The organism is Pantoea sp. C1E2 (assembly GCF_056491465.1).
The window spans coordinates 2123000-2147944 of record NZ_JBSZHT010000002.1 but is presented as its reverse complement, the minus strand read 5'-3'; the positions used below and the strand labels follow the sequence as shown (position 1 = coordinate 2147944).

General features: G+C 52.8%; 19 protein-coding genes, 3 tRNA genes and 1 other RNA gene. 12 read left to right on the top strand and 11 right to left on the bottom strand.

The genetic code is table 11. The annotated features are described in order from the left end of the window. The first annotated feature begins 170 nt into the window (after positions 1 to 170). On the top strand, positions 171 to 1196 hold the full coding sequence (purR, locus tag ACXI0A_RS10495) for an HTH-type transcriptional repressor PurR (protein ID WP_476149003.1): 1026 nt from the start codon (positions 171 to 173) through the stop codon (positions 1194 to 1196). Here the strand turns inward: purR and punR are convergent. Beyond that, entirely contained in the window at positions 1193 to 2104 is a 912-nt protein-coding gene (gene punR, locus ACXI0A_RS10490; protein WP_476149004.1) for a DNA-binding transcriptional activator PunR, read from the bottom strand. The two genes, purR and punR, sit on opposite strands and share 4 nt — an antisense overlap. A 108-nt stretch (positions 2105 to 2212) precedes the next feature. On the opposite strand from punR, the gene punC reads away from it, so the two are divergent. Further along, the gene (gene punC / locus ACXI0A_RS10485; protein WP_476149005.1) at positions 2213 to 3415 is read left to right on the top strand and encodes a purine nucleoside transporter PunC; all 1203 of its coding nucleotides are present in this window, start codon (positions 2213 to 2215) and stop codon (positions 3413 to 3415) included. 309 nt (positions 3416 to 3724) lie between these two features. Next, positions 3725 to 4873 carry a cyclopropane fatty acyl phospholipid synthase gene (gene cfa / locus ACXI0A_RS10480; RefSeq protein WP_224928834.1) on the top strand — a complete coding sequence of 383 codons (1149 nt, stop codon included), beginning with the start codon at positions 3725 to 3727 and terminating at the stop codon, positions 4871 to 4873. 46 nt (positions 4874 to 4919) lie between these two features. On the opposite strand, the gene ACXI0A_RS10475 is transcribed toward cfa, so the two are convergent. Next, on the bottom strand, positions 4920 to 5570 hold the full coding sequence (locus ACXI0A_RS10475; protein ID WP_224928837.1) for a riboflavin synthase subunit alpha: 651 nt from the start codon (positions 5568 to 5570) through the stop codon (positions 4920 to 4922). 198 nt (positions 5571 to 5768) lie between these two features. Here ACXI0A_RS10475 and ACXI0A_RS10470 point away from each other — a divergent pair, with 198 nt between their 5' ends. The 6 genes from ACXI0A_RS10470 (at position 5769) to ACXI0A_RS10445 (ending at position 9841) form a co-directional block, all read left to right on the top strand. Beyond that, entirely contained in the window at positions 5769 to 7142 is a 1374-nt protein-coding gene (locus ACXI0A_RS10470) for an MATE family efflux transporter (RefSeq protein WP_476149007.1), read from the top strand. A gap of 154 nt (positions 7143 to 7296) precedes the next feature. Beyond that, positions 7297 to 7373: transfer RNA gene (locus tag ACXI0A_RS10465), tRNA-Val, on the top strand. A 3-nt stretch (positions 7374 to 7376) separates the two neighbouring features. Continuing rightward, a tRNA-Val gene (locus ACXI0A_RS10460) sits at positions 7377 to 7453 on the top strand. 12 nt (positions 7454 to 7465) lie between these two features. After that, a tRNA-Val gene (locus ACXI0A_RS10455) sits at positions 7466 to 7542 on the top strand. A gap of 344 nt (positions 7543 to 7886) precedes the next feature. Next, positions 7887 to 9299: a pyruvate kinase PykF gene (gene pykF / locus ACXI0A_RS10450; protein ID WP_224928843.1), complete on the top strand. Its 1413-nt coding sequence runs from the start codon at positions 7887 to 7889 to the stop codon at positions 9297 to 9299. A 305-nt stretch (positions 9300 to 9604) separates the two neighbouring features. Beyond that, positions 9605 to 9841: a major outer membrane lipoprotein gene (locus tag ACXI0A_RS10445; RefSeq protein WP_007374746.1), complete on the top strand. Its 237-nt coding sequence runs from the start codon at positions 9605 to 9607 to the stop codon at positions 9839 to 9841. Positions 9842 to 9910: 69 nt separating this feature from the next. On the opposite strand, the gene ACXI0A_RS10440 is transcribed toward ACXI0A_RS10445, so the two are convergent. From ACXI0A_RS10440 to sufA, 7 genes are read right to left on the bottom strand one after another with little or no spacing between them, the layout of a single operon-like run. Next, entirely contained in the window at positions 9911 to 10948 is a 1038-nt protein-coding gene (locus tag ACXI0A_RS10440; RefSeq protein ID WP_476149009.1) for a L,D-transpeptidase family protein, read from the bottom strand. Between the two features lie 60 nt (positions 10949 to 11008). After that, positions 11009 to 11425, bottom strand: a complete 417-nt coding sequence (gene sufE / locus ACXI0A_RS10435; protein ID WP_038647304.1) for a cysteine desulfuration protein SufE — start codon at positions 11423 to 11425, stop codon at positions 11009 to 11011. 20 nt (positions 11426 to 11445) lie between these two features. Next, positions 11446 to 12669 (bottom strand): cysteine desulfurase SufS, encoded by a 1224-nt coding sequence (sufS, locus tag ACXI0A_RS10430; protein WP_476149010.1) that lies wholly within the window; start codon positions 12667 to 12669, stop codon positions 11446 to 11448. Then, positions 12666 to 13943, bottom strand: coding sequence for a Fe-S cluster assembly protein SufD (sufD, locus tag ACXI0A_RS10425; RefSeq protein WP_476149012.1), 1278 nt, complete (start codon positions 13941 to 13943; stop codon positions 12666 to 12668). The genes sufS and sufD overlap by 4 nt, the downstream gene beginning before the upstream one ends. Continuing rightward, positions 13918 to 14664 (bottom strand): Fe-S cluster assembly ATPase SufC, encoded by a 747-nt coding sequence (gene sufC / locus ACXI0A_RS10420; protein WP_034821684.1) that lies wholly within the window; start codon positions 14662 to 14664, stop codon positions 13918 to 13920. Before sufC ends, sufD begins: the two co-directional genes overlap by 26 nt. A 39-nt stretch (positions 14665 to 14703) precedes the next feature. Beyond that, entirely contained in the window at positions 14704 to 16197 is a 1494-nt protein-coding gene (gene sufB, locus ACXI0A_RS10415) for a Fe-S cluster assembly protein SufB (protein WP_038647310.1), read from the bottom strand. Between the two features lie 5 nt (positions 16198 to 16202). Further along, positions 16203 to 16577, bottom strand: a complete 375-nt coding sequence (gene sufA / locus ACXI0A_RS10410) for a Fe-S cluster assembly scaffold SufA (RefSeq protein WP_224928858.1) — start codon at positions 16575 to 16577, stop codon at positions 16203 to 16205. Between the two features lie 390 nt (positions 16578 to 16967). Between sufA and ACXI0A_RS10405 the strand changes: the two genes are divergently transcribed. Further along, positions 16968 to 17372 (top strand): hypothetical protein, encoded by a 405-nt coding sequence (locus ACXI0A_RS10405; RefSeq protein ID WP_100699891.1) that lies wholly within the window; start codon positions 16968 to 16970, stop codon positions 17370 to 17372. A 30-nt stretch (positions 17373 to 17402) separates the two neighbouring features. Here the strand turns inward: ACXI0A_RS10405 and ydiJ are convergent, their stop codons facing one another. Beyond that, positions 17403 to 20456 carry a D-2-hydroxyglutarate dehydrogenase YdiJ gene (gene ydiJ, locus ACXI0A_RS10400; protein WP_476149014.1) on the bottom strand — a complete coding sequence of 1018 codons (3054 nt, stop codon included), beginning with the start codon at positions 20454 to 20456 and terminating at the stop codon, positions 17403 to 17405. A gap of 206 nt (positions 20457 to 20662) precedes the next feature. Here ydiJ and ydiK point away from each other — a divergent pair, with 206 nt between their 5' ends. Then, the gene (gene ydiK / locus ACXI0A_RS10395; RefSeq protein ID WP_476149015.1) at positions 20663 to 21775 is read left to right on the top strand and encodes an AI-2E family transporter YdiK; all 1113 of its coding nucleotides are present in this window, start codon (positions 20663 to 20665) and stop codon (positions 21773 to 21775) included. A gap of 315 nt (positions 21776 to 22090) precedes the next feature. Next, positions 22091 to 22199: antisense sRNA RprA (gene rprA / locus ACXI0A_RS10390), an RNA gene on the top strand. A 99-nt stretch (positions 22200 to 22298) separates the two neighbouring features. Here rprA and ppsA read toward each other — a convergent pair. Then, a complete protein-coding gene (gene ppsA, locus ACXI0A_RS10385) occupies positions 22299 to 24686 on the bottom strand; it encodes a phosphoenolpyruvate synthase (protein ID WP_476149017.1) in 2388 nt (795 codons plus the stop codon). Positions 24687 to 24945: the final 259 nt, after the last annotated feature.

Genomic DNA, 24945 nt, shown 5'->3' with positions numbered 1-24945 from the left:
CGTTGCGCAACTGATTTTGCGCATGCTGTATTTACAGCCTGCTGAAGTGATTTTCCCTGCCTGAAACGGCAGATTTGCCCCCCATTTTAGGGCGTAAAACCCTTCGCAGACGCAAACGTTTAACAATATACTTATCAGTGAGTTGTGATAAGCCGGGGAGTACCTTTTTCATGGCAACAATTAAAGATGTAGCGAAACGCGCTGGGGTATCCACCACCACCGTTTCGCATGTCATCAACAAAACGCGTTTTGTCGCAGAAGAAACGCGTAACGCCGTATGGGAAGCGATTAAAGAACTACACTATTCGCCGAGCGCCGTTGCGCGCAGTTTGAAGGTGAATCACACCAAAACGCTGGGACTGTTAGCCACGTCCAGCGAAGCGCCCTATTTTGCCGAAATCATCGAAGCGGTTGAAAACCACTGTTTTGAACGCGGCTACACCTTGATTCTGGGTAACGCGCATAACGATCTGCAAAAGCAGCGTGCTTACCTCTCAATGATGGCGCAAAAGCGCGTTGATGGTCTGTTGGTGATGTGCTCTGAGTATCCTGCCGATCTGCTGCAGATGCTGGAAGAGAACCGCAATATTCCGATGGTGGTCATGGACTGGGGCGCCTCGCGTGGCGACTTCACCGATACCGTGCAGGATAACGCCTTCCAGGGCGGTTATCTGGCCGGACGCTACCTTATCGAGCGTGGCCACCGAGATATCGGTGCGATTCCGGGTCAGATGGAACGCAACACGGGCGGCGGTCGTCATGCAGGCTTTCTGCAGGCGATGAGCGAAGCCGGCGTAACTGTGCGTCCGGAGTGGGTGGTTCAGGGCGACTTCGAGCCAGAATCGGGTTATCAGGCGATGCAGCAAATTCTCAATCAGAAGCAGCGTCCGACTGCCGTGTTCTGCGGTGGCGATATCATGGCGATGGGCGCGATATGTGCCGCCGATGAGATGGGACTGCGCGTGCCGCAGGATATCTCCGTCATTGGCTATGATAACGTGCGCAACGCCCGTTATTTCACCCCTGCGCTCACCACAGTCCACCAACCGAAAGCGGAGTTGGGCAAAAAGGCCCTCGAAATGCTGCTGGATCGCATCACCAGCAAGCGCGAAGAGCCACAGACCATTGAGGTGCAGCCAACATTGATTGAGCGACGTTCCGTGGGGGACGGTCCGTTCCGCGATTACCGCCGTTAAGGCTGATTTTCGCTGAGCCATTCGTGGTTCAGCGTTTCCGCATCGCCGAGATAAGCGAGTAACCACGCCAGCGCCGGTGACGCGCGCTGTTCTGACCAACTGACGCAGCAGGGACTTTCCGGAAACGGCTGCGGCAGTGATAGCTCAACCAACGCCCCCCTATCAAGTAATGGCCGCGCCAGGTGGCCCGGCACCATCCCCACGCACAGTCCCGCCTGTAAACAATCCATCCCCGTTTCCCACTCTGGCACCACCAGACGTCGCTGATTATCCAGCGTCCAGGTCATGCGTCTTGGCAATGCGCGAGACGTATCTTCCAGCACCAGTGATGGCCAGGCACGCAGCGCCTCTTCATTGAGATCGCTATGCGCCGCCAGGGGATGGCCGGGACTGACCACACAACGCCAGTTGAGGGCGCCCATATCCTGAAATGCAAAACGGCCACCCACCGGAATCGCCTGAGTGGCGCCAATCGCCACATCAACACGCCCGTCGGCCAGGGCATCCCATACACCGTTAAACACTTCGTAGCTGATGATCAATTCCATGTCCGGAAAATGACGGTAGAAGTCCTTCACCAGCTGCCGGGTACGCTGTGGTTTTACAATGCAATCCACGGCAATACTGAGCTGTCCACGCCAGCCATTCGCCAGTTGCTGACACTGTCTGCGTGTTGCCAGCATTTTTTTGATAACAGATCGCCCTTCACGTACAAAATGCTCGCCCGCCGGGGTTAAAACCACCTCACGGTGCTGACGTTCAAACAATGGCACCGCCAACCAGGTTTCCAACTGGCGCACCGTATAGCTTATGGCAGAGGGCACGCGATGTAACTCCTGCGCCGCCGCACTAAAACTGCCATTGCGCGCGACCGCATCAACCACTTCCAGCGCATATTCAGACCACATATTTTAGCCTTCAAAAATTTTAACAGCACTGCGCAAATATTAGCGTTTCACAAAGAATGACGCACTCTTTTACACTCCCCGGCGTTCAATCTGCCAATGAGAAACACTATGTTGTCGTCAAAAGGATTTATGCCCTATCTTGCCGTGCTCAGCATGCTCGGCTTCCTCGCCACGGATATGTATCTGCCTGCTTTTGGAGATATGCAGCGTGACTTTGCCACCGCGCCGGGCACCATTAGCGCCAGCCTCAGTCTTTTTCTCGGTGGATTTGCCTGCGCACAGGTATTTTGGGGGCCGCTGTCAGACCGCTTTGGACGTAAACCGATTTTATTGGCAGGTTTAACGATTTTTGCCTTGGGTTGCCTCGGGATGTTGTGGGTGACCGACGTTAACATGATGCTGGCACTGCGCTTTGTGCAGGCTGTGGGCGTGTGTGCCGCCGCCGTAAGCTGGCAGGCGCTGGTAGTCGATCGCTACCCCAAAGCCCAGGCCAACAAAGTTTTCGCCACCATTATGCCGCTGGTTGCCCTATCCCCCGCTCTGGCACCTCTACTGGGCGCGTGGCTGATGGGTCATTTCCACTGGCGTAGCATCTTTATCGCGCTGACAATTATCACCGTGCTGCTGATCATCGGTACATTTCAGCTTGCCGCGCCTAAAAAAACCAAAGCTGATAATACGCCGCAACCCGGCTGGCTGAATTTGCTCACCACGCGCATCTACAGCGGTAACGTGCTGATTTACTCCGCCTGTTCCGCCAGTTTCTTTGCCTGGCTAACCGGTTCGCCGTTTATTCTGGCTTCTGCGGGTTTAACTCCCGCCGATATTGGTCTGAGCTACATTCCACAAACTATTGCGTTTCTGATTGGTGGCTTTAGTTGCCGTGCGATGCTGAGCCGATATCAGGGATCACAGTTGCTGCCGTGGTTGTTGGTGCTGTATAGCCTGAGTATTTTGAGTCTGTTTGTTGTCGCGATGATGCCCGCGCCTTCTTTGATTGCACTGCTGCTGCCTTTCTGCGGTATGGCACTGTCTAATGGCGCCATCTATCCGATTGTCGTTTCCAGCGCCTTAGCGCCTTTCCCGCACGCCACAGGCAAAGCAGCAGGCTTACAAAACCTGTTACAACTGGGCCTGTGCTTTATTGCCAGCCTGGTAGTTTCGGCCGGATTAGAACAGGCGCTCTATAACACCACACTGGTGATGGTTGCCACGGTAGTGCTGGCCTGGGCCGGCTTCATCTGGCAACGCAGCTTAAACGCACAAAGTGATATTGCTCACACCTCCCGTCCCTGCGAAGATAATCACTGATGCAACGATTATCGTTAGCAAACTAACGATAACTCGTTGAATATTGACCCACGTGAGCATATACTCAGTGGGTCAGCATTTCTGTAACAAATCAATAACATAATTGCATTAATTTTAAGCGACTCTGTCGCTGGGATGGCGTCTGCACGATCTTCCTCTCCTGATTGGTGCCAGACATTTCTATTCAGATTCATACCTCTGTAAAACGTCGGATATCTGGCGCACGGATTTTCCGTGAGTTCTCTCACAGGCCTAAGGAAATTGACTATTATTTCCACAGGTTCAAATCGGAAAGGTGATGGAGAAGCTATGAGTTCATCGTGTATAGAAGAAGTGAGCCTTGAAGAAAACCACTGGTTTCGCATCGTCAACGAATTACTGGAACGCGCTGATGTTGCAGTCAATGGCACACGCCCCTGGGATATTCAGGTCAAGCATCCGGATTTTTTTAAACGTGTTTTGCAGGAAGGATCGCTAGGTCTGGGTGAAAGTTATATGGATGGCTGGTGGGAATGCGAACAATTGGATGTCTTTTTCCATCGCGTTCTGCAACAACATCTGGATAAACAACTCCCACGTCATTTTAAAGATACCTTGCGTATTGCGGCCGCGCGTTTAACCAATTTACAGTCGAAAAAACGTGCCTGGATTGTCGGTAAAGAACATTACGATCTCGGTAACGATCTTTTTTCACTGATGCTCGATCCCTTTATGCAGTACTCCTGCGGTTACTGGAAAGACGCTGAAACACTGGAACAGGCTCAGTCTGCCAAACTGGATATGATTTGCCGCAAGCTTCAGCTTGAGCCGGGCATGACGCTGCTCGATATCGGCTGCGGTTGGGGCGGGCTGGCAGAATTTGCTGCACGCAACTACGGTGCCAAAGTCCATGGCGTGACCATTTCTGCTGAGCAACAGAAATTGGCGCAGCAGCGTTGCGAAGGGCTCGACGTCACTATTTTGCTGCAGGATTACCGTGATTTGAATTTGCAGTTCGATCGCATCGTATCAGTCGGCATGTTCGAACACGTGGGGCCGAAAAACTATGCCACTTATTTTGACGTTGCCGATCGCAATCTCAAACCAGACGGCATATTTTTACTGCACACCATTGGTGCCATCACTACCGATATGAACGTCGATCCCTGGATTGATAAATATATCTTCCCCAACGGATGCTTACCGTCTGTGCGCCAGATTGCTGATGCCAGCGAAAAGCATTTTATTATGGAAGACTGGCATAATTTTGGTGCGGATTATGACACCACCTTAATGGCCTGGCATGAACGGTTTCTGACAACGTGGCCGCAGCTCGCTGATAAATATGGCGATCGCTTCAAGCGGATGTTTAGTTACTATCTTAATGCCTGTGCTGGCGCCTTCCGCGCGCGTGATATTCAACTCTGGCAGGTGGTATTTAGCCGTGGCAAAGAGGGTGGATTACGCGTAGCGCGTTAAGGGAAGTTAAGGAGAGAAAAGGCGCCGCGGCGCCTTTTTTTTTGAATTATTCGGTATCGGTGGCTTGTAAAAGTGCAACAGCCGCGGCTTCACGTTGGGCCAATACGCGCTCTACCGTTTCCACAATCGCCTGGGTATGCGGATCGATCTCGATATTCACTTTATGCCCCAGTTTTTTCGCACCCAGCGTGGTGCGATCCAGTGTTTCCGGGATCAGGTGCACACAGAATTTACTTTTAGTGACGTCACCCACCGTCAGGCTGATACCATCGATACCGACGAAACCTTTATGCAGGATATATTTGATCTGCGACGCATCCTGTAATTTAAACCACACTTCACGGTTATTTTCTGACTGGATAATTTTGCAGATTTCCGCCGTGGTCATAATATGGCCAGACATTAAATGACCGCCAATTTCATCACTGAACTTCGCCGCGCGTTCAATATTCACCACGTCGCCAACCGTTAATTCACCCAGGTTGGTAATGCGCAGGGTTTCCTTGATCAGGTCGAAGCTCACGCGATCGCCCTCAATCGCCGTCACCGTCAGGCAGCATCCGTTGTGCGCTACCGATGCCCCTAATGCTAATCCCGGTAAAAGGTCTTCCGGCAGACGCACGATATGGGTACGAAACAACTTTTTTTCTTCTACGGCGATAATTTCGGCCGTGCCCTGCACAATTCCAGTAAACATACTTTCAGCCTCTGCGAAGTTTGCGCCAGTTTATCACAGCTTAGGCTGCACGTTTAATTTGCCGGAGTTCAAACTTTACACAATTAACTTAACAAAATGCGATCAAAGTTTGGTGGAACGCAGCGCGGCCGCTACACTATGCCGCGCATTCTCTGGGGATATCTCCCCTCTTCTCTTCTTAATTTAAGCAGGTGTTACGTGCAGAAGTATTTAACAGAAGCGCGTCAATTGCTGGCCCTCGCGATCCCGGTCATCCTTGCTCAGGTGGCTCAGACGGCGATGGGTTTTGTGGATACCATTATGGCCGGTGCGGTGAGCGCCACGGATATGGCCGCCGTTGCTGTCGGCACCTCTATCTGGCTTCCCGCCATTCTGTTTGGTCATGGTCTTCTGCTGGCGTTGACGCCAACCGTTGCGCAATTCAACGGCTCAGGGCGACGCGAACGCATCGCGGAACAAGTGCGTCAGGGTTACTGGCTGGCACTGGCGGTGGCGTTGCTGATCATGGTGGTGCTGTGGAATGCCGGCTATTTGATTCATGCCATGCATGATATCGACCCGCAGCTGGCGGCTAAAGCCGAAGGTTACCTGCATGCATTACTGTGGGGGGCACCCGGCTACCTGTTCTTCCAGGTGGCACGTAATCAGTGCGAAGGATTATCTAAAACCAAACCAGCCATGCTGCTGGGATTTTTAGGCTTGCTGGTAAACATTCCGCTTAACTACGTCTTCATCTATGGCCATTTTGGTATGCCAGCACTCGGGGGCATAGGTTGTGGTGTCGCCACCGCCTCGGTTTATTGGGTGATGTTTATAGTGATGCGCTTCTGGGTGAAACGCATGGCGAGTATGCGCGATATTCGCATGAACAGCCGCTGGTCTCCGCCCTCACGCGTCATCCTGTCGCGGCTGTTTAACCTCGGGCTGCCGGTGGCGCTGGCGCTGTTCTTTGAGGTCACTTTGTTTGCGGTGGTGGCGCTGCTGGTCTCTCCACTGGGGATCGTTAAAGTCGCGGGTCATCAGATTGCACTTAACTTCAGTTCGCTGATGTTTGTTCTGCCGCTCTCACTCGGCGTCGCGACCACTATCCGTGTCGGTTATCGTCTTGGGCAGGGTTCGACGGAACAAGCACGCGTGGCAGCATGGACGGGACAGGGCGTCGGTATCAGCATGGCCGCCATCACGGCGATTTTCACCATCACCTTCCGTGAACATATCGCCGCACTTTACACCGCCAACCCAGAAGTGATTACTCTGGCTGCTCAGTTGATGCTGCTCGCCGCCATCTACCAGTTCTCAGATTCAATTCAGGTGATCGGTAGCGGGATTCTGCGCGGCTATAAAGACACGCGCTCAATCTTCTTTATTACCCTGATTGCTTATTGGGTGCTGGGTTTACCGGTCGGTTATATCCTGGCACTCACCAACTGGGTGATACCGCAACTCGGTCCAGCGGGATTCTGGTGCGGATTTATCGTCGGCCTGACATCCGCTGCGATTATGATGATTTGGCGCATTCGTCGATTGCAACGTTTGCCATCACAGGTGATTCTGGCGCGCGCGGCGCGCTAAGTGGCTGAACAGGCCGTTATTTGCCTCCGCAATGCCTAAAAAAACAGCGGGTCGCACAGATGCTGGTCAGTCGTCATGGAAAATCATTTTTTCCCTTGCCAGCATCGCGGCCTGCCGTTAATATTCGTCCCCGCTGTCGCCCTGACAGCATGTTGCGCTCTTAGCTCAGTTGGTTAGAGCACCACCTTGACATGGTGGGGGTCGATGGTTCGAGTCCATTAGAGCGCACCAAGTGCGTCCGTAGCTCAGTTGGTTAGAGCACCACCTTGACATGGTGGGGGTCGGTGGTTCGAGTCCACTCGGACGCACCAAATTTCTGAAATGCGCTCTTAGCTCAGTTGGTTAGAGCACCACCTTGACATGGTGGGGGTCGATGGTTCGAGTCCATTAGAGCGCACCACTTTTTGTTTTCTCTCCTTTTGCGCAACACCCCTTTCCTTGATCTGTATCGTTTTCTCTCTCAGCTTTTATATTGGTTTTCGCATACTTAGCGTCTATACTATGCCGCGTTGTCCACCTGAAAGGTTTCAGCGCTAACGTGCCTATGCAAACAACTCAAATGATTTGCGCAACACTGCTCTGCCAGTTCCCTCGCGTACTGCATAACTTCTCTGCACGCTTAGTCTCTGTCACCTATTCTTACTCCTGTACGATCCAAACCAACACCACACACATTTTCACTTCGCTGCCAAACGCTGCGAATCCCGACCTCTATCATCCATCACAACTTACAGAAAACCTGACATGAAAAAGACCAAGATTGTTTGTACTATCGGTCCGAAAACCGAATCTGAAGAGATGCTGACTCAACTGCTGGAAGCGGGCATGAACGTCATGCGCCTGAACTTCTCTCACGGGGATTATGCCGAACATGGTCAGCGCATCACTAACATGCGCGCCGTTATGGAAAAAACCGGTCGTCAGGCCGCGATTCTGCTGGACACTAAAGGTCCTGAAATTCGTACCATGAAGCTGGAAGGCGGTAACGATGTTTCGCTGAAAGCGGGCCAGACCTTCACTTTCACTACCGATCAATCTGTGATTGGTAACAGCGATCGTGTTGCTGTGACCTATGCAGGCTTCACCGAAGACCTGAAAATCGGCAATACCGTGCTGGTCGATGATGGCCTGATTGGTATGCAGGTGACCGAAGTCACTGAAAACACCGTCGTGTGTAACGTGCTGAACAACGGTGATCTGGGCGAAAACAAAGGCGTTAACCTGCCGGGCGTTTCCATCCAGTTGCCAGCATTGGCTGAAAAAGACAAACGTGACCTGATCTTCGGTTGCGAGCAAGGCGTTGATTTTGTCGCGGCCTCCTTCATCCGTAAACGTTCAGATGTGCTGGAAATCCGTGAGCATTTGAAAGCCCACGGCGGCGAGCACATCCAGATCATCTCTAAAATCGAAAACCAGGAAGGCCTGAACAACTTCGACGAGATTCTCGAGGCGTCTGACGGCATCATGGTTGCACGTGGCGATCTGGGTGTAGAGATTCCGGTTGAAGAAGTGATCTTCGCGCAGAAGATGATGATCAAGAAATGTAACAAAGCACGCAAAGTGGTCATTACCGCAACGCAGATGCTGGATTCTATGATCAAGAACCCACGCCCTACCCGCGCAGAAGCTGGCGACGTGGCGAACGCCATCCTGGATGGTACTGATGCAGTAATGCTGTCTGGTGAAAGTGCTAAGGGTCGTTACCCGCTGGAATCTGTGACCATCATGGCCACTATCTGTGAGCGTACTGACCGCGTAATGAAATCACGCATCGGTGAGCTGCAGGATTCACGCAAAATGCGCATCACCGAAGCGGTTTGCCGTGGCGCAGTGGAAACAGCAGAAAAACTGGAAGCCCCATTGATCGTGGTAGCGACCGAAGGCGGTAAGTCTGCTAAGGCGATTCGTAAGTACTTCCCGGATGCCACCATTCTGGCGCTGACCACTAATGCAACCACCGCACGCCAGCTGATTCTGAGCAAAGGCGTTGAGACGCGTCTGGTGACAGAAATTGCTTCTACGGATGATTTCTACCGTATTGGTAAAGAAATGGCGCTGGAAAGTGGCTACGCGCAGAAAGGCGATGTTGTGGTGATGGTATCGGGTGCACTGGTTCCAAGTGGCACGACCAACACCGCTTCAGTCCACGTAATCTGATTTTTAGCTGAAGTTTTATTTAAAAGCGCCTTTTTCAGGCGCTTTTTTTATTCCTGCGCTAATACAAAATCCAGAATTTTCCAATCGATAATAACTATTCAATATCTCGCACAGTTAAGGTTAGTCCGATTAAATCTCTCTGTTTTAGCTAAATATTTTCATCATCTTCTGCGAAACGCTGTTTCTTTGAGCGAACGATCAAATTTAAGCATGTTCTCATCAAAAATTTATTCTCAACTCAAAAAGCTTTGTGTAATACTTGTAACGCTACATGGAGATTAACTCAATTCTAGAGGGTATTAATAATGAATCGTACTAAACTGGTACTGGGCGCGGTAATTCTGGGTTCAACTCTGCTGGCTGGTTGCTCAAGCAACGCTAAAATCGACCAGCTGTCTTCAGACGTTCAGACTCTGAACGCTAAAGTTGACCAGCTGAGCAACGACGTGAACGCAATCCGTTCTGACGTTCAGGCTGCTAAAGATGACGCAGCTCGCGCTAACCAGCGTCTGGACAACCAGGCTCACTCTTACCGTAAGTAAGAGTTCTGGTTTGAAAAATGGTGCCCATGTGGCACCATTTTTTTTGTCCTGATTTTACTTCAATCTGAGTCAGGGTTTTGCGCCACTCTCACCCATTGCCTGGCTGATGGTCGCTTGTCCGGCCCCTGAACCATCCTGCTGCGTTTGCAGCACATCAGGTAACGTTGTGTCCTGCGTAACCGGCTCGCCGCTGCTAACCAGCACTGGCATCCCGGACCGACGCGCTATGACTTCTTTGATCATTGCGGTGTCGCTTTTCTGGCTATTGATGAACGCCTTCGATTTTGCCGTCAACGCAATCGGCATGGTTTGCGGATCGTCCTTATCATTGCGGGATAAAGGCTGATGCACCTCAACGTAACGCTTGCCATCCGGTTCCACCGCATACTTGATCGGCTCGTTGATAATTTGTACCCGTGTTCCTTTCGGCACGCTGTTGAACAAGGCTTCGATATCGTCCGGACGTAAACGAATACAGCCCGAGCTCACGCGCATCCCAATACCAAAATCGGCGTTGGTACCGTGGATTAGGTATTGGCCGGTACCCCGTGCCAGACGCATGGCAAACAGGCCCATCGGGTTATCTGGCCCTGCCGGAACGACACCCGGCAAGGTGATGCCTTCTTTGGCGTAGCGTTTGCGGATGTTGACGGTAGGCGTCCAGGTGGGATTGGGGATTTTCTGGCTGATGCTGGTGACCATACTCGGCGTCGCCGCACCCAACTGGCCGATACCGATCGGATACACCACCACGCGGTTCTCCCCTTTCGGATAGTAATACAGACGCAGTTCAGCAAGGTTGATGACGATACCTTCACGTGGCGCATCAGGCAGCAGCATCTGTAACGGCACGGTCAATTGCGTCCCCGCCTTAGGCAACCAGGGATCGACGCCAGGATTGGCCTCCAGCATGCCGAGCATACCAATCTTATAATGCGAAGCGATGCTCTCTAAGGGCCGTTTGTCGTCAGGGACAGTGGTCAGGGTATTCTCGCCAATTAAACGGCTGTTATCAGCTGGCAGGGGATATTCCGTTGCAAATGCAGGTGCAGAAAGCCCGAAGCAGGACAACAGCAATGCACCGGCTAAACGTAACGCTGGTTTCATGCAATTTCTCTTTGTCGGATTGAACAGACCCCGGTCATGCCGGGGTCTGGGGAGTGTAACTTAGCTGAGGCTTTGAGCGTTATGACGGATCGCGCGAATCATCGCTTCCAATCCTTGAGAACGTGTAGGAGTGAGGTGTTGAGTCAACTCTAATTCTGCGAACCAATGACCGACATCCAGCGCGAGAATCTCCTGCGCTTGCAAGCCCTGATAGAGGCTAAATACTACCGCAATCAAACCTTTAACAATGGCGGCATCACTGTCGCCTTCAAAGGCGATGGTGCCATCAGCTTGTGGGGTCATGCGTATCCACACCTGGCTCTGGCAGCCGGAAATCACATACTCTGGCTGCTGTAAGCTTTCAGAGGATTCTGGTAATTTCGCACCGAGTTCAATGATGTAGAGATACTTCTCTTCCCAATTAGCGCAACGGTTAAAGTTGCGCACCAGCTTCTCTTTCTCTGGCAAATTCGCCATGGATAACTCCTGAAATCTGCTCAACCGCCCAGCAGACGATGAATACGCGTCAAACCTGCTGCCAGGCGATCGGCTTCTTCTTCACTGTTATACAGTGCAAATGAGGCACGACACATCGCGGGCACCGCATAATGGCGCATCAGAGGCATAGCACAGTGATGTCCGGTGCGGATGGCAATGCCGTATTGATCGAGGAAACTCCCGACGTCGAATGCATGATGCTTACCGAGGTTGAACGCCACCACGCCACTGCGCTGTGCCGGACCGTAGATAATCAGGTCGGGTACCGACGCGAGTTTATCTAATGCATAACGCATCAGTGAGGTCTCACGTTCGTTGATGACATCTAATCCCAGCTCACTGATCCAGTTCAGCGCCGCGCCTAAGCCGATAATGCCACCGGTATTCGGTGTGCCAGCTTCAAAACGCCACGGTGTTGAGTTCCAGGTGGTGCCGGTTGGCAGCATCACCTGATCGATCATTGAACCGCCGCCTTCCCACGGTGGCATGATGTCCTGCAGTGCTTTACGCGCATACAGCACGCCAATCCCGGTTGGGCCATAGATTTTATGACCCGAGAAGACGTAGAAATCGCAATCGATATCCTGCACATCCACCGTGTGATGCATTACCGCCTGAGCACCGTCCACCAACGTGACAACGCCAGCGGCTTTCGCCTGCGCCACGATGGCTTTCACCGGATTGACGGTACCGAGCACGTTAGAAACGTGCGTCACCGCCAGCAAGCGCGTGCGGCTGTCGATCAACCCACTCAGTTGCTCAAGGGCTAATTCACCCTGCTCGTTGAGCGGCAGAACACGAATCTCAGCCCCGGTGCGCTGCGCCACCATCTGCCACGGCACGATGTTAGCGTGGTGCTCCATCTCCGTGATAATGATGTTATCGCCCGATTGCAGCTGACTGCCGCCCCAGCTGTTGGCCACCAGATTGATGCCTTCAGTGGTGCCTTTGACGAAGATAATCTCTTCTGGCGACGCCGCATTCAGAAAACGCGACGCTTGTGTGCGCACGTTTTCCATATCGGTGGTGGCCTGGGCACTCAGCGAGTGAATGCCACGGTGCACGGCAGCATAGCCGTGCTGGTAAAAATAGCTTTCCGCATTGATGACCGCGAGCGGGCGCTGAGCGCTGGCCGCGCTATCAAGGTAGGCCAGCGGATGTCCGTTGACCTCACGATTCAGAATCGGAAATTCCGCTCTGATTCGCTCGAGATCGAAAGTCATAACTCAACTCCAGGGAAACGCGCACTAATGCGTTCCAGCACCAGTTGGCGCAGCGGTTCTTCTTCCAGCATCTCGGTCAATTCAGCCGCGAACGCGTGGATAATCATCTGCTGGGCGGCATCTTCCGGGATACCACGCGAGCGCAGATAGAACATCTGCTCATCGTCGATGCGGCCAATGGTCGCACCATGGCTGCACTTCACGTCATCCGCGTAGATTTCCAGCTGCGGCTTGGTGTCCACTTCTGCCAGACGACCGAGCAACAGGTTGTTGTTGGTCATCTGTCCGTCAGTTTTCAGTGCATGCTTCGCCACTTTGATGTGACCGTTAAAAATCGAACGGCCTTTATCGCGCGAAATGGTTTTGTGCAGCTGACGACTCAGGCAGTAGCCTTTGTTGTGTTCCAGATAGCTGCGGGTATCCGCCACTTCTGCATTGATTGGCAGCACCAGGCTGTTCAGTGACAGCTGGGTGTTTTCACCGTTCAGCTGCACGCTGGTATTGTGACGAGACAAGCCAGCACCCAGCAGGAAGCTGGTGCTGCTGACCTGCGCATCACGACCAATCACAATGTCATTGTGCGCAAAGTGATAGCTGCTGCTCTCTTCAAAGGCCAGCTTAATGTGTTTCAGCTGAGCATTGTCGGCGACGGCAAAGGTAAAACGCGCACCGGTAAAGTGTGCCGCACCGTTCAGCGTCACGTAATGCTCTATCACTTCAGCTTCGGCGCTCTGCTCCAGCTCAAGGTGATGGCGGTGATGAACGGTGTTCAGCGCATCGGCTTTGCCGCTGGTGATATGCAGTAAATACAGCGGACGTGCCGCCGATTTACCGCGCGCCAGACGAATTGAGGTCACCTCTTCCGCCAGGCTTTCGGTCAGATGCAGGAACACTTCTGGCTGCACCGCAGCCGGCAGCGGACGGCGTTCAGCCGCGCGGCTGTGCTGCACGTCGAACAGTTCGGTGTCGCGCGCGCTCAATTCGGGCTGGAAACGGCCATCAACAAACACCAGACGAATCGCATCCACTGGCAGCGCCAGCTCAGCAACCTGTTCCGCCGTGACGGTCTGCGCTTCTGGCAGCACGAACTGATTGGCGAACAGTCCATCCAGTGCGGTGTATTTCCAGTTTTCATGCTTACGGGTCGGCAAGCCGACACGCATTAATTGCTGCCAGTGCTGCTGTGCCTGCAGAGAACGCACCTCACCGCGCGATTCAAACAGGTGATGCCACTGTTGCAGGGCGTTATCACTCTTCGTCGGTAAGCCAGCCATAGCCTTGCTCCTCCAGCTGTTTAACCAGCGAGAAATCGCCAGACTTAACGATTTTGCCCTGATACAGCACGTGCACGTGATCTGGCTTGATGTAATCCAGGATGCGCTGGTAGTGGGTCACGATGATGAATGAACGCTTGCCGTCGCGCAGGCTGTTAACGCCTTCGGCCACGATTTTCAACGCATCGATATCCAGACCGGAGTCGGTTTCATCCAGGATGCACAGCTCTGGCTCAAGAGCAGCCATCTGCAGAATGTCGTTACGCTTCTTCTCACCACCGGAGAAGCCGACGTTCACTGAGCGGGTCAGCAGATCTTCAGGCATCTTCAGCAGTTTAATTTTGTCTTCGATGAAGTCCTGGAAATCAAAACGATCCAGCTCTTCCTGCTCACGGTATTTGCGCACCGCATTCACAGAGGTCTGCAGGAAGAATTGGTTGCTGACGCCCGGAATTTCTACCGGATATTGGAACGCCATGAAGATGCCTTCGCCCGCGCGCTCTTCTGGTTCCAGCTCGAGCAGGTCTTTGCCATGGAAGCTGACAGAACCACCGGTCACTTCGTAATCTTCACGACCTGCCAGCGTTGCGGACAGGGTACTTTTACCTGAGCCGTTAGGGCCCATGATGGCGTGGACTTCGCCTGGTTTCACTTCAAGGTTCAGACCGCGCAAAATCTCTTTGTCTTCAACGCTAACCTGTAAATCTTTAATGCTTAACATACTCTTTCCTTCACATTGCTTCCGGCAACGCGTGTGGCATCAGCCCACACTGTGCTCAAGGCTGATAGCCAACAGTTTTTGCGCTTCCACGGCGAATTCCAGTGGCAGCTCGGAGAAAACGTCTTTGCAGAAGCCGTTGACGATCATTGAGATCGCATCTTCTTCGCTAATGCCGCGCTGCAGGCAGTAGAACATCTGGTCTTCACCAATACGCGAGGTCGTGGCTTCATGTTCCAGCTGTGCAGTGTTGTTGCGCGTTTCCACATACGGGAAGGTGTGCGCGCCGCACTCGGCACCAATCAGCATCGAGTCACATTGGGTGAAGTTACGCGCGTTGGTCGCGGTTGGCATGATTTTCACCAGACCACGATAGGTGTTTTCGCTCTTACCGGCGGAGATCCCTTTCGAGATGATGGTCGACTTGGTGTTTTTACCAATGTGGATCATCTTGGTACCGGTATCCGCCTGCTGGCGGCCGCTGGTCAGCGCTACGGAGTAAAACTCACCTACGGAGTAGTCACCACGCAGAATGCAGCTTGGGTATTTCCAGGTGATGGCTGAACCGGTCTCAGACTGCGTCCAGGACATCTTGCTGTGGTCGCCTTCACAAAGCGCACGCTTGGTCACGAAGTTGAGGATACCGCCCTCGCCTTCACCGCCTGGGAACCAGTTCTGTACGGTGGAGTATTTGACTTCTGCGTTTTTGTGGATGATGACTTCAACCACTGCAGCGTGCAGCTGGTAGGTGTCACGCACTGGCGCTGAACAACCTTCGATATAGCTGACGTAGCTGTCTTCATCGGCGATCAGAATGGTACGTTCGAACTGACCCGTTTTCGCCGCGTTGATACGGAAATAAGTCGACAGCTCCATCGGGCAACGCACGCCTTTTGGGATGTAAACAAAAGTACCGTCTGAAGCCACAGCAGAGTTCAATGCCGCGAAGAAGTTATCGTTGTGAGGAACCACAGTACCGAGATACTTCTGCACCAGCTCTGGATGATCGTGAATCGCTTCGCCGAATGAGCAGAAGATAATGCCTTGCTCAGCCAGTTTGTCACGGTAAGTGGTGGAAACGGATACGGAGTCGAAAATCGCATCAACGGCGACTTCACGGCCTTCACGCACCGGAACACCCAACTGATTGAAAGCGTCTTCAACTTCTTTGGTCAGGTAATCACTTGATGCAACGCTGCCAGAAGTTTGCTTCGCGCCCGGTTCAGAAGCGCAGCTATCGTCGCAATTGCCGCAAGACGGCGCGGAATAATAGCTGTAATCCTGATAATCGAGTGAGGCGTAGTTGGCTTTCAACCAATGTGGTTCTTCCATCTCTAACCAGGCACGGAAGGCCTTGAGGCGGAATTCCAGCATCCACTCAGGTTCGTTACGTTTGGCCGAAATGGCTCGCACTACATCTTCATTGATGCCGTGTGCCAATTCGTCGGTTTGCAACTGGGTAAAGAAGCCTTCTTTATAATTCAGGCTACCTTCCCACGTTTGTACATCGTCAGATGCTTCGCTGTGTCGTGACATTTTACTTACTCGACGCCAAAGCTCTCACCGCACCCGCAGGCGTGCTGAGCTTTAGGGTTGTTGAATTTAAAAATCTGGTTCAGGCCTTCGCGGACATAATCCAGTTCGGTTCCGTCAACAAACGGCATTGCCTGAAGAGGCACAAATAATTTTGCGCCGAATTGCTCAAACGTCAGGTCGTCATCGGCAGGCTCTTTTGCCAGATCCATAACGTACCCAAAACCGGCACAGCCGGACTGCTTCACACCCAGCTTAAGGCCCTTAACTTCAGGATCCGCCTCAACCAGGTTAAGAATCTGTTTCGCTGCCGATTCGGTCAGCGTTAGCCCTTTCCAGACGAAATCGTCAGGTGAAAAGGAAGCTGCATTTACTGATGACATAGTGCTACCTCGTAAGTCTGGGCCTTTTCAGGCTATCCCCCTATGGTAGTGATATCAGATACCACTTCAACCTCTTGTTTTGCAGGGATAATCATCTCGTGCTGTTTTTTACTGTTGCTTTATTAAGCATAGTCGCTTCAATCGAGCTTGTGAGCGGCAATCCCGTGCGCGCCACACCCGCGTAACCCGTTCAAATGACGTAAAATTTAGAAATTCAACTTTACGACATCGTCATGATTGATAGGTTACGCCTTTCTTCAATGTAAAGAGATTGTTATTGCCGATTTTAGTAACAGGCAAAGGAAATCAATAAAATTTCATTGCGGGAATTGCATTCCTGACGCGGTTGAATATGATAATGATTATCATTAACCCATTTAAGGTAGCGACATGACGCTTACCGTCTCAGCCTGGTTACAACACAAAATCGATGAATATAAGTTTTCGGTGCGTGATATCACCGTCGACTTCTACATGGCTCAGGCTAAGCTCAACCGCACCGATTGTACTATCGACCAACTGCGCCGCTTTAACGACACCTGTCTCGACATGGCAGAAATCTGCGAGCTCAACGGCGACGATCAAAGCTATCTGCATGCCATGGGCAAGCTCCATCACCGCTTAGTGCAGGAGATGGGCAATGCCGATCGCGACCGTTTATTCCGTATTCAGGCCTATCAACTGGCGCGCCTGTCTTTGACTCGCTTGTGTCATCAACTGGCGCTCAGCGGCGAGTGGGATCAAGCCACCAGCCTGCAGAGTGATTTCGTCCGTCACGCAGGCTGGATATTCTAATCCAGCTTTGTGACGACTCCTACAATTTGTTTACATCATTTCCAGTAATGCTTGCAGCGGATGGCGCATGCCGTTGCCTTCGGCGCGTTTAACCTGGCTGCGACACGAGAAGCCGGTTGCCAGACAACGCTGACGTGGCAGCTTCTGTAACTGCGGATGCCACGAGAGTTCGTAAATGCCCAGCGAATTTTCGAGGTTTTTGCTCTCATGTCCGTACGTCCCCGCCATACCGCAACACCCGACGTTGACGTTCTCCAGCTTCGCACCAAAACGCGCAAAGATGTCCTGCCACTGATTCGGCGTTGAAGGCAGCGCAGTGACTTCAGTGCAGTGCGCAAACAGATACCAGGCCTCGCCGCCGGCAGTTTGTACCGCGCGCGCATCCAAAGCTTGCTGCAACCATTCGTGGACCAGTTGCACCTTAAATTCACCGCGTTGCTCACCGAGCACTTCCTGATACTCATCGCGATAACAGAGCACCGTGGCGGGATCGACCCCAACCATCGGCATCCCCAATTTGGCGACACGATTAAGGAACTCGGCGGTTTTCCCGGCGGTGCGCGCAAAGCGCTGCAGGAAACCTTTCACATGCTGCGCTTTACCGTTCGGTGAGAAAGGTAATAACACCGGACGATAACCGAGCTTTTCAATCAATTTCACGAAATCGGTGACCAACTGTGCTTCGTAATAGCTGGTGAACGGATCCTGCACCACCAGCACACAGTTTTCACGCTGTGCGATATCCATCGCCTCCAGCTGTTCCAGCGTCACGCTCATGGCCGGATGTCCACCCAGCTGCTGCTTCAGGCTTGGAGAGGAGAGCAACGGCAGATCGACCATGCCAATGTGCGTTTTACTGAGATCGCGCACCCACGGCTGCTTAAGGAAGAAGTTGGACACCTTAGGCGCTTTGGCCATCAAAGGCGCATAACTCTCTACCGTCGCCACCATATGGTCGCTCATCGGACGCAGATAGCGTGTGTGATAAAGCTGCAGGAAGCGTGAACGGAAGCTCGGCACATCGATCTTAATCGGGCACTGGGTTGAACAGGCTTTGCAGGCTAAACAGCCCGACATTGCCTCTTTCACTTCATGCGAGAAGTCGTACTCACCCTGCTTTGCATGCCAGGAATTACGCGTGCGTTGGATCAGGGTACGCAGGCTGGCGCCCTGTTTCGGCAGCGCCTGCTCCAGCTGCGAAGGGTCAACCCCCTGCTCTGACAGCAAACGCAGCCATTCACGCGTTAGCGTCGCGCGACCTTTCGGTGAGTGAATGCGGTTACGGGTGATTTTCATCGACGGGCACATCGGGCTACGCGCATCAAAGTTGAAACATAAGCCGTTGCCGTTACACTCCATGGCACCACGCCACTCATTGCGCACCGTGACCGGAATCTGACGATCGTAAGTGCCGCGCTTTACTGCATCCACCTGCATCATCGGCTCGTTGCTGCCAAGCGGGGTACAAATCTTGCCAGGGTTCAGGCGATTATCGGGATCAAAGGCGGCTTTAATGGCGCGCAGTTCGTTAAACAGCGTCTCGCCAAAAAATTCCGGGCTGTACTGCGCGCGGAAACCTTTGCCGTGCTCACCCCACAGCAGTCCACCGTAGCGCGCGGTCAGCGCCACTACTTCATCGGAGATTTGCTTCATCAGCATCTCTTGCTGCGGGTCGCACATATCCAGCGCCGGACGTACGTGCAGCACACCGGCGTCCACGTGGCCAAACATGCCGTAGCTCAGGCCATGGCTGTCGAGCAAGGCACGGAAATCGACGATGTAATCCGCCAGTTGTTCCGGCGGAACCGCCGTATCTTCCACAAACGGAATCGGCTTGGCGCGCCCTTTGGCGTTACCCAGCAAGCCCACCGCTTTTTTGCGCATATTATAGATGCGCTCGATACCGCCTAAATCGTTACACAGTTGATAGCCGATCACGCCGCCCTGCTGCTGCGTCATCAGCTCATCCAGCCGTGCACACAGGCTGTTGACCTGCTGCTCAATCAATTCGCCATCATCACCGGCAAATTCAACAATATTCAGGCCGAGCATTTCCTTGTCCGGCACATCGGTAATCAGCTCTTTAACCGAATGCCAGACAATATCTTCACGCGCCAGATTCAGCACTTTTGAGTCAACGGTTTCCACTGACAACGCTTTGGCGTCCACCATAAAAGGTGCATTACGCAGCGCTGAGTCAAAGGAGTCGTATTTGATGTTCACCAAACGGCGCACTTTAGGGATTGGCGTGATATCCAGGCGCGCTTCGGCGATAAAGGCCAGTGTCCCTTCTGCACCGCATAAAAGGCGTGTCAGATCGAAGGTTTGCAGGTCATCGCTGAACACATGACGCAAGTCATAACCGGTCAGGAAGCGGTTAAGCTTAGGGAATTTATCCAGAATCAGGTCACGCTGATCGCGACAGCGATTCAGCACCTGATGATAGATACGCCCTTCTGCCGTGGGCGTTGTCGCCAGTTGCTCAGCCAGTTCTGTAGGCATCGCGCGGGTATCAAGGATATCGCCGCCGAGCAGAACTGCCCTCAGCCCTTCCACGTGATCTGAGGTTTTGCCGTAGACCAACGAACCCTGCCCGGATGCATCGGTATTGATCATACCGCCTAAGGTGGCGCGGTTACTGGTGGAAAGCTCCGGCGAGAAGAAGAAACCATAAGGTTTGAGCCAGGCATTGAGCTGGTCTTTAACCACTCCCGCTTCTACGCGCACCCAGCCCTGTTCAGGGTTGATTTCAAGGATGCGATTCATGTAGCGCGACATGTCGACCACGATGCCCTGATTAAGTGACTGGCCGTTGGTACCGGTGCCGCCGCCGCGCGGGGTGAAGACCAGGCTTTTAAACCGGGTTTCACCCGCCAGCCGCGCGATCAGTGCTACGTCCGCCGTCGAACGCGGAAATAGCGCAGCATCAGGCAACAGCTGATAAATGCTGTTATCGGTAGAAAGCGAGAGACGATCGGCATAACTGGTGGCGGTATCGCCGGTAAAGCCTTGCTCTTTTAATGACTGCAGGAATGTCAGCACCAGTTGAACGAGGCCTGGCGCCTGGGAAATCTGTGGGATCATTATTGCGTGACCGAGATGTTGTAAACGTTTGCGTGGTTATTTTTTTCAACCATTGGTTTTATCATATTTTTTTATCGCCTGCTGTTTTTTCAGGAAAGAGCTCCGCGACGCCTGCTTTTTTCTGTTTAATTTTCAGGAAATAGATCATCATTGATCAGGGCCTGTGCGGTCCACCATGAAGGATTAATTGAGGTCAAAACGTTGTGATGAAAAGCCTGCAACGCGGTATGGATCTACCGCAACTGCTGTTCTCGTTGATGTTCATGCTCATCATGATCATTGCCTGTCTGTGGGTGGTACAGCCCTTTATCCTGGGCTTTGCCTGGGCCAGCATGGTGGTGATTGCGACCTGGCCATTAATGATCCGTTTGCAGCATTTGCTGTGGGGACGGCGATCGCTGGCGGTGATCGCCATGACCATTCTGTTACTGCTGCTGTTTATTATTCCGATTGCCCTGCTGGTGAGTAGCCTGATCGATAACAGCGCGCCGGTGATTGCCTGGGCCACCCAACGTCATCTGGTTTTCCCGGATTTTGTCTGGCTGCGCGAAATTCCTTATGTCGGCAACAAAACCTACTCCAGCTATCACAAAATGGTCGATGGCGGCGGTACGGCAATTTTGAACCAGCTGCAGCCTTATATTGGTCGCACCACGGGCTTCTTCGTAGCGCAGGCCGGCCACTTTGGCCGCTTTATGATTCATCTGGCCGTGATGTTGCTGTTTAGCGTCCTGCTCTACTGGCGCGGTGAGCAGGTCGGTCAGGGTATTCGTCACTTTGCTTATCGCATGGGCGGACCTCGTGGCGATGCCGCCGTACTGCTGGCCGGTCAGGCGATTCGTGCCGTGGCGCTGGGCGTAGTGGTGACGGCGCTGGTACAGGGTGTGCTGGGCGGCATTGGTCTGGCAATCTCAGGCATCCCCTATGCCACCTTGCTCACCGTGCTGATGATTCTGACGTGCCTGGTGCAGCTTGGGCCGTTAGTGGTGCTGGTGCCGGCCATCATCTGGCTCTACTGGAGTGGCGATACCACCTGGGGCACGATACTGCTGGTATGGAGTTGCGTGGTCGGCACGCTTGATAGCGTATTGCGTCCGATGCTGATTCGTATGGGCGCGGATTTGCCGATGATTTTGATTCTTTCCGGTGTTATCGGGGGATTGATCGCCTTCGGCATGATTGGGCTGTTTATCGGCCCGGTGGTTCTAGCCGTATCCTATCGTTTGGTATCTGTGTGGATGCATGAAGCGCCCGCTCCGGATGATGACCCGCAAACAGCCATCGAAGCCCTTGCCGAGCATGAGGAAGAGCAACCTTAAAGCAGACCCTGCCAATCAGCGGTGCAGCCAATTGCACCGCTTTCCTCTTCCGCTGCCGATTTGTCTAATCCACCGCGCTGAAAACTTGTTAATCGCCGCCACACAATTGCCCACAACATTTATTTTTTTCCATAAGCGATTTTTAAGAAAAAACGCAGATTTAGGCGCTTTAGGTGGATTTCGCTAACGGAATGATTATTTTTCGAACTGAATCATCAGGCGCAACCGTTAAAAGGGCGAAGAAAAGATTATCAGCTTTAAACTAATAAGAGGATTCTTAAAGACGCCAGCAGGCCTGATGAATAACATGAATCCTAAGTTTGAGATCAAACCACTGATTTTTAAACAACCTTTTTCCCCTGAGTAGAGTGAAGAATTGCTGTGTGTAGTCTTTGCCCATCCCCTGTGATGGGCTTTTTTTTTGCATTTTTTATGGATAAAGAAAAGGCCAGCAGCGCTGGCCTTAATGATTTCATCATGGACGCTTCAGATTTACCCCGAACGCGTCCTAATTGATGCCTGATTAGTGCTTAGCCGCATTCAATTCCGCCAGATTTAACCAGGTTTGCACCACGGTATCCGGGTTCAAAGACAGGCTATCAATGCCCTGCTCCATCAGCCATGCAGCGAAGTCTTCATGATCTGAAGGACCCTGGCCGCAAATCCCAACGTATTTGCCCTGTTTCTTGGCGGCCTGAATCGACATCGACAGCAGCGCCTTCACCGCTTCGTTGCGCTCATCAAACAACGCCGAAACCACGCCAGAATCGCGATCCAGACCCAGCGCCAGCTGCGTCATATCGTTCGATCCGATAGAGAAGCCATCGAAGTACTGCAGGAACTGTTCAGCCAGCAAGGCGTTTGACGGGATCTCACACATCATAATCACTTTCAAACCGTTTTCACCGCGCTTCAGGCCCTGCTTACCGAGTTCCTCGACCACCGCCGCCGCCTGTTCAACGGTACGCACAAATGGAATCATGATCTCAACGTTGGTCAGACCCATTTCATTACGCACGCGTTTCACGGCTGCGCACTCCAGCGCGAAGCAGTCGCGGAAGCTGTCCGCTACATAGCGACCCGCCCCACGGAAGCCCAGCATCGGGTTCTCTTCTTCCGGCTCGTAACGCTCGCCGCCCACCAGGTTGGCGTATTCGTTAGTTTTGAAATCAGAAAGACGCACAATCACGCGTTTAGGCGCAAAGGCGGCGCCCAGTGTGGCGATCCCTTCCGTCAGACGTGCGATGTAGAACTCAACCGGATCATCGAAGCCTTTCATCATCTGACGGATCTGCTGCTGCAATTCAGGCGTTTGCTGGTCAAATTCCAGCAACGCTTTCGGGTGCACGCCGATCATACGGTTAATAATGAACTCGAGACGCGCCAGACCGACACCTTCGTTTGGCAGGCAAGCGAAGTCAAAGGCGCGATCCGGGTTACCGACGTTCATCATGATTTTCAGTGGCAGGTCCGGCATGGTGTCTACCTGCGAGCTGGTGACTTCAAAGTCCAGCAGGTCTTGATAAACATAACCCGTATCGCCTTCGGCACAGGATACCGTCACTTTGTGGCCATCTTTTAAGTGATCGGTGGCATCGCCACAGCCGACGACCGCAGGAATACCCAGCTCACGTGCGATGATCGCCGCATGGCAGGTACGACCGCCGCGATTGGTCACAATCGCTGAGGCTTTCTTCATGATCGGTTCCCAATCCGGGTCGGTCATGTCAGTGACCAGTACGTCACCTTTCTCGATGCGATGCATTTCGCTGATGTCGTGAATGACTTTCACTTCACCCGCACCAATGCGATGGCCGATAGCACGACCTTCGACCATGACCTTGCCTTTGCCCTGCAGGGTATAACGCTCCATCACCTGGCCGTTAGATCGCACGGTTTCAGGACGCGCCTGTACGATAAACAGCTTGCCGGTGTGGCCATCTTTTGCCCACTCAATGTCCATGGGTCGCTTGTAGTGCTGCTCAATCAGCACCGCCTGGCGCGCCAGATCCTGCACTTCCTCGTCGGTCAGGCTAAAGCGATCGCGCTGTTCCTGATCGACATCTTCAATGCGCACCTGCTCACCGTGTTCCTGAGAATCGGCATACACCATGCGAATTTTTTTGGAACCCATGGTACGTCGCACGATCGCCGGGCGATTGGCTGCCAGCGTCGGTTTGTGCACGTAGAATTCATCCGGGTTCACCGCACCCTGTACCACCATCTCACCGAGACCGAACGCCGAGGTGATAAAGACCACCTGGTCGAAGCCGGATTCGGTATCAATGGTGAACATCACGCCGGAAGACGCGAGGTCGGATCGCACCATGCGCTGAATACCAGCGGACAGGGCAACGCCACGATGGTCGTAGCCCTGGTGCACACGGTAAGAAATCGCACGGTCGTTAAATAAGGAAGCGTACACGTGCTTCACGGCCACCAGCACCGCATCAAAGCCCTGCACGTTAAGGAAGGTTTCCTGTTGCCCCGCAAACGAGGCATCGGGCATATCCTCGGCGGTAGCGGACGAGCGCACCGCAAAGGAAGCGTCGGCATCATCAGAGGAAAGTTGCTCGTAGGCAGTGCGGATCGCCTCTTCCAGTTCAGGCAGGAATGGCGTATCCACGACCCATTGACGAATTTGTTTACCGGCCTTAGCCAGCTCTTCAACATCATCAATATCCGTTTTGTCCAGCAAATCATAAATGCGCTGGTTCAGTCCGCTTTGATCGAGAAACAGATTAAAGGCGTAAGATGTCGTGGCATAACCGTTTGGTACGGAGACGCCTAGTGACGACAAGTTAGTAATCATTTCTCCCAGGGAGGCATTCTTGCCACCCACGCGATCAACATCATGCATGCCAAGCTGGTTGTACCAGAGCACTAGCGACTGTTGGTCTTGATTGGACATTGAGATTATCCTTCATTTAAATGATTGGAGCACATGGAACATTTTGCTATTCGCCAAAACAGCCTGGCACAATCAATAAATAAAGACTAAGTGTTGAATCGTTAAAGCAGAAAAAGAAACGCAAAATCGGACTAGTACCTGTAAGCGATCGCGTTGCGCAACAGGCTTATTAACGCAGATAAATTGCCGCAACGATATTTTTCCCCTTTTCAGAGAGTTAGCCATTGCTTTTTGTTGCGCAACGCATTCAGACTTTATT

Bases quoted from the DNA above. Each gene is read 5' to 3' on its own strand.
- punC (WP_476149005.1), top strand. From the start codon at position 2,213: ATGTTGTCGTCAAAAGGATTTATGCCCTATCTTGCCGTGCTCAGCATG.
- pykF (WP_224928843.1), top strand. From the start codon at position 7,887: ATGAAAAAGACCAAGATTGTTTGTACTATCGGTCCGAAAACCGAATCT.
- cfa (WP_224928834.1), top strand. From the start codon at position 3,725: ATGAGTTCATCGTGTATAGAAGAAGTGAGCCTTGAAGAAAACCACTGG.
- sufE (WP_038647304.1), bottom strand. From the start codon at position 11,425: ATGGCGAATTTGCCAGAGAAAGAGAAGCTGGTGCGCAACTTTAACCGT.
- sufS (WP_476149010.1), bottom strand. From the start codon at position 12,669: ATGACTTTCGATCTCGAGCGAATCAGAGCGGAATTTCCGATTCTGAAT.
- sufB (WP_038647310.1), bottom strand. From the start codon at position 16,197: ATGTCACGACACAGCGAAGCATCTGACGATGTACAAACGTGGGAAGGT.
- sufC (WP_034821684.1), bottom strand. From the start codon at position 14,664: ATGTTAAGCATTAAAGATTTACAGGTTAGCGTTGAAGACAAAGAGATT.
- ACXI0A_RS10405 (WP_100699891.1), top strand. From the start codon at position 16,968: ATGACGCTTACCGTCTCAGCCTGGTTACAACACAAAATCGATGAATAT.
- ppsA (WP_476149017.1), bottom strand. From the start codon at position 24,686: ATGTCCAATCAAGACCAACAGTCGCTAGTGCTCTGGTACAACCAGCTT.
- sufD (WP_476149012.1), bottom strand. From the start codon at position 13,943: ATGGCTGGCTTACCGACGAAGAGTGATAACGCCCTGCAACAGTGGCAT.
- punR (WP_476149004.1), bottom strand. From the start codon at position 2,104: ATGTGGTCTGAATATGCGCTGGAAGTGGTTGATGCGGTCGCGCGCAAT.
- ydiK (WP_476149015.1), top strand. From the start codon at position 20,663: ATGAAAAGCCTGCAACGCGGTATGGATCTACCGCAACTGCTGTTCTCG.
- sufA (WP_224928858.1), bottom strand. From the start codon at position 16,577: ATGTCATCAGTAAATGCAGCTTCCTTTTCACCTGACGATTTCGTCTGG.
- ACXI0A_RS10440 (WP_476149009.1), bottom strand. From the start codon at position 10,948: ATGAAACCAGCGTTACGTTTAGCCGGTGCATTGCTGTTGTCCTGCTTC.
- ydiJ (WP_476149014.1), bottom strand. From the start codon at position 20,456: ATGATCCCACAGATTTCCCAGGCGCCAGGCCTCGTTCAACTGGTGCTG.
- purR (WP_476149003.1), top strand. From the start codon at position 171: ATGGCAACAATTAAAGATGTAGCGAAACGCGCTGGGGTATCCACCACC.
- ACXI0A_RS10445 (WP_007374746.1), top strand. From the start codon at position 9,605: ATGAATCGTACTAAACTGGTACTGGGCGCGGTAATTCTGGGTTCAACT.
- ACXI0A_RS10475 (WP_224928837.1), bottom strand. From the start codon at position 5,570: ATGTTTACTGGAATTGTGCAGGGCACGGCCGAAATTATCGCCGTAGAA.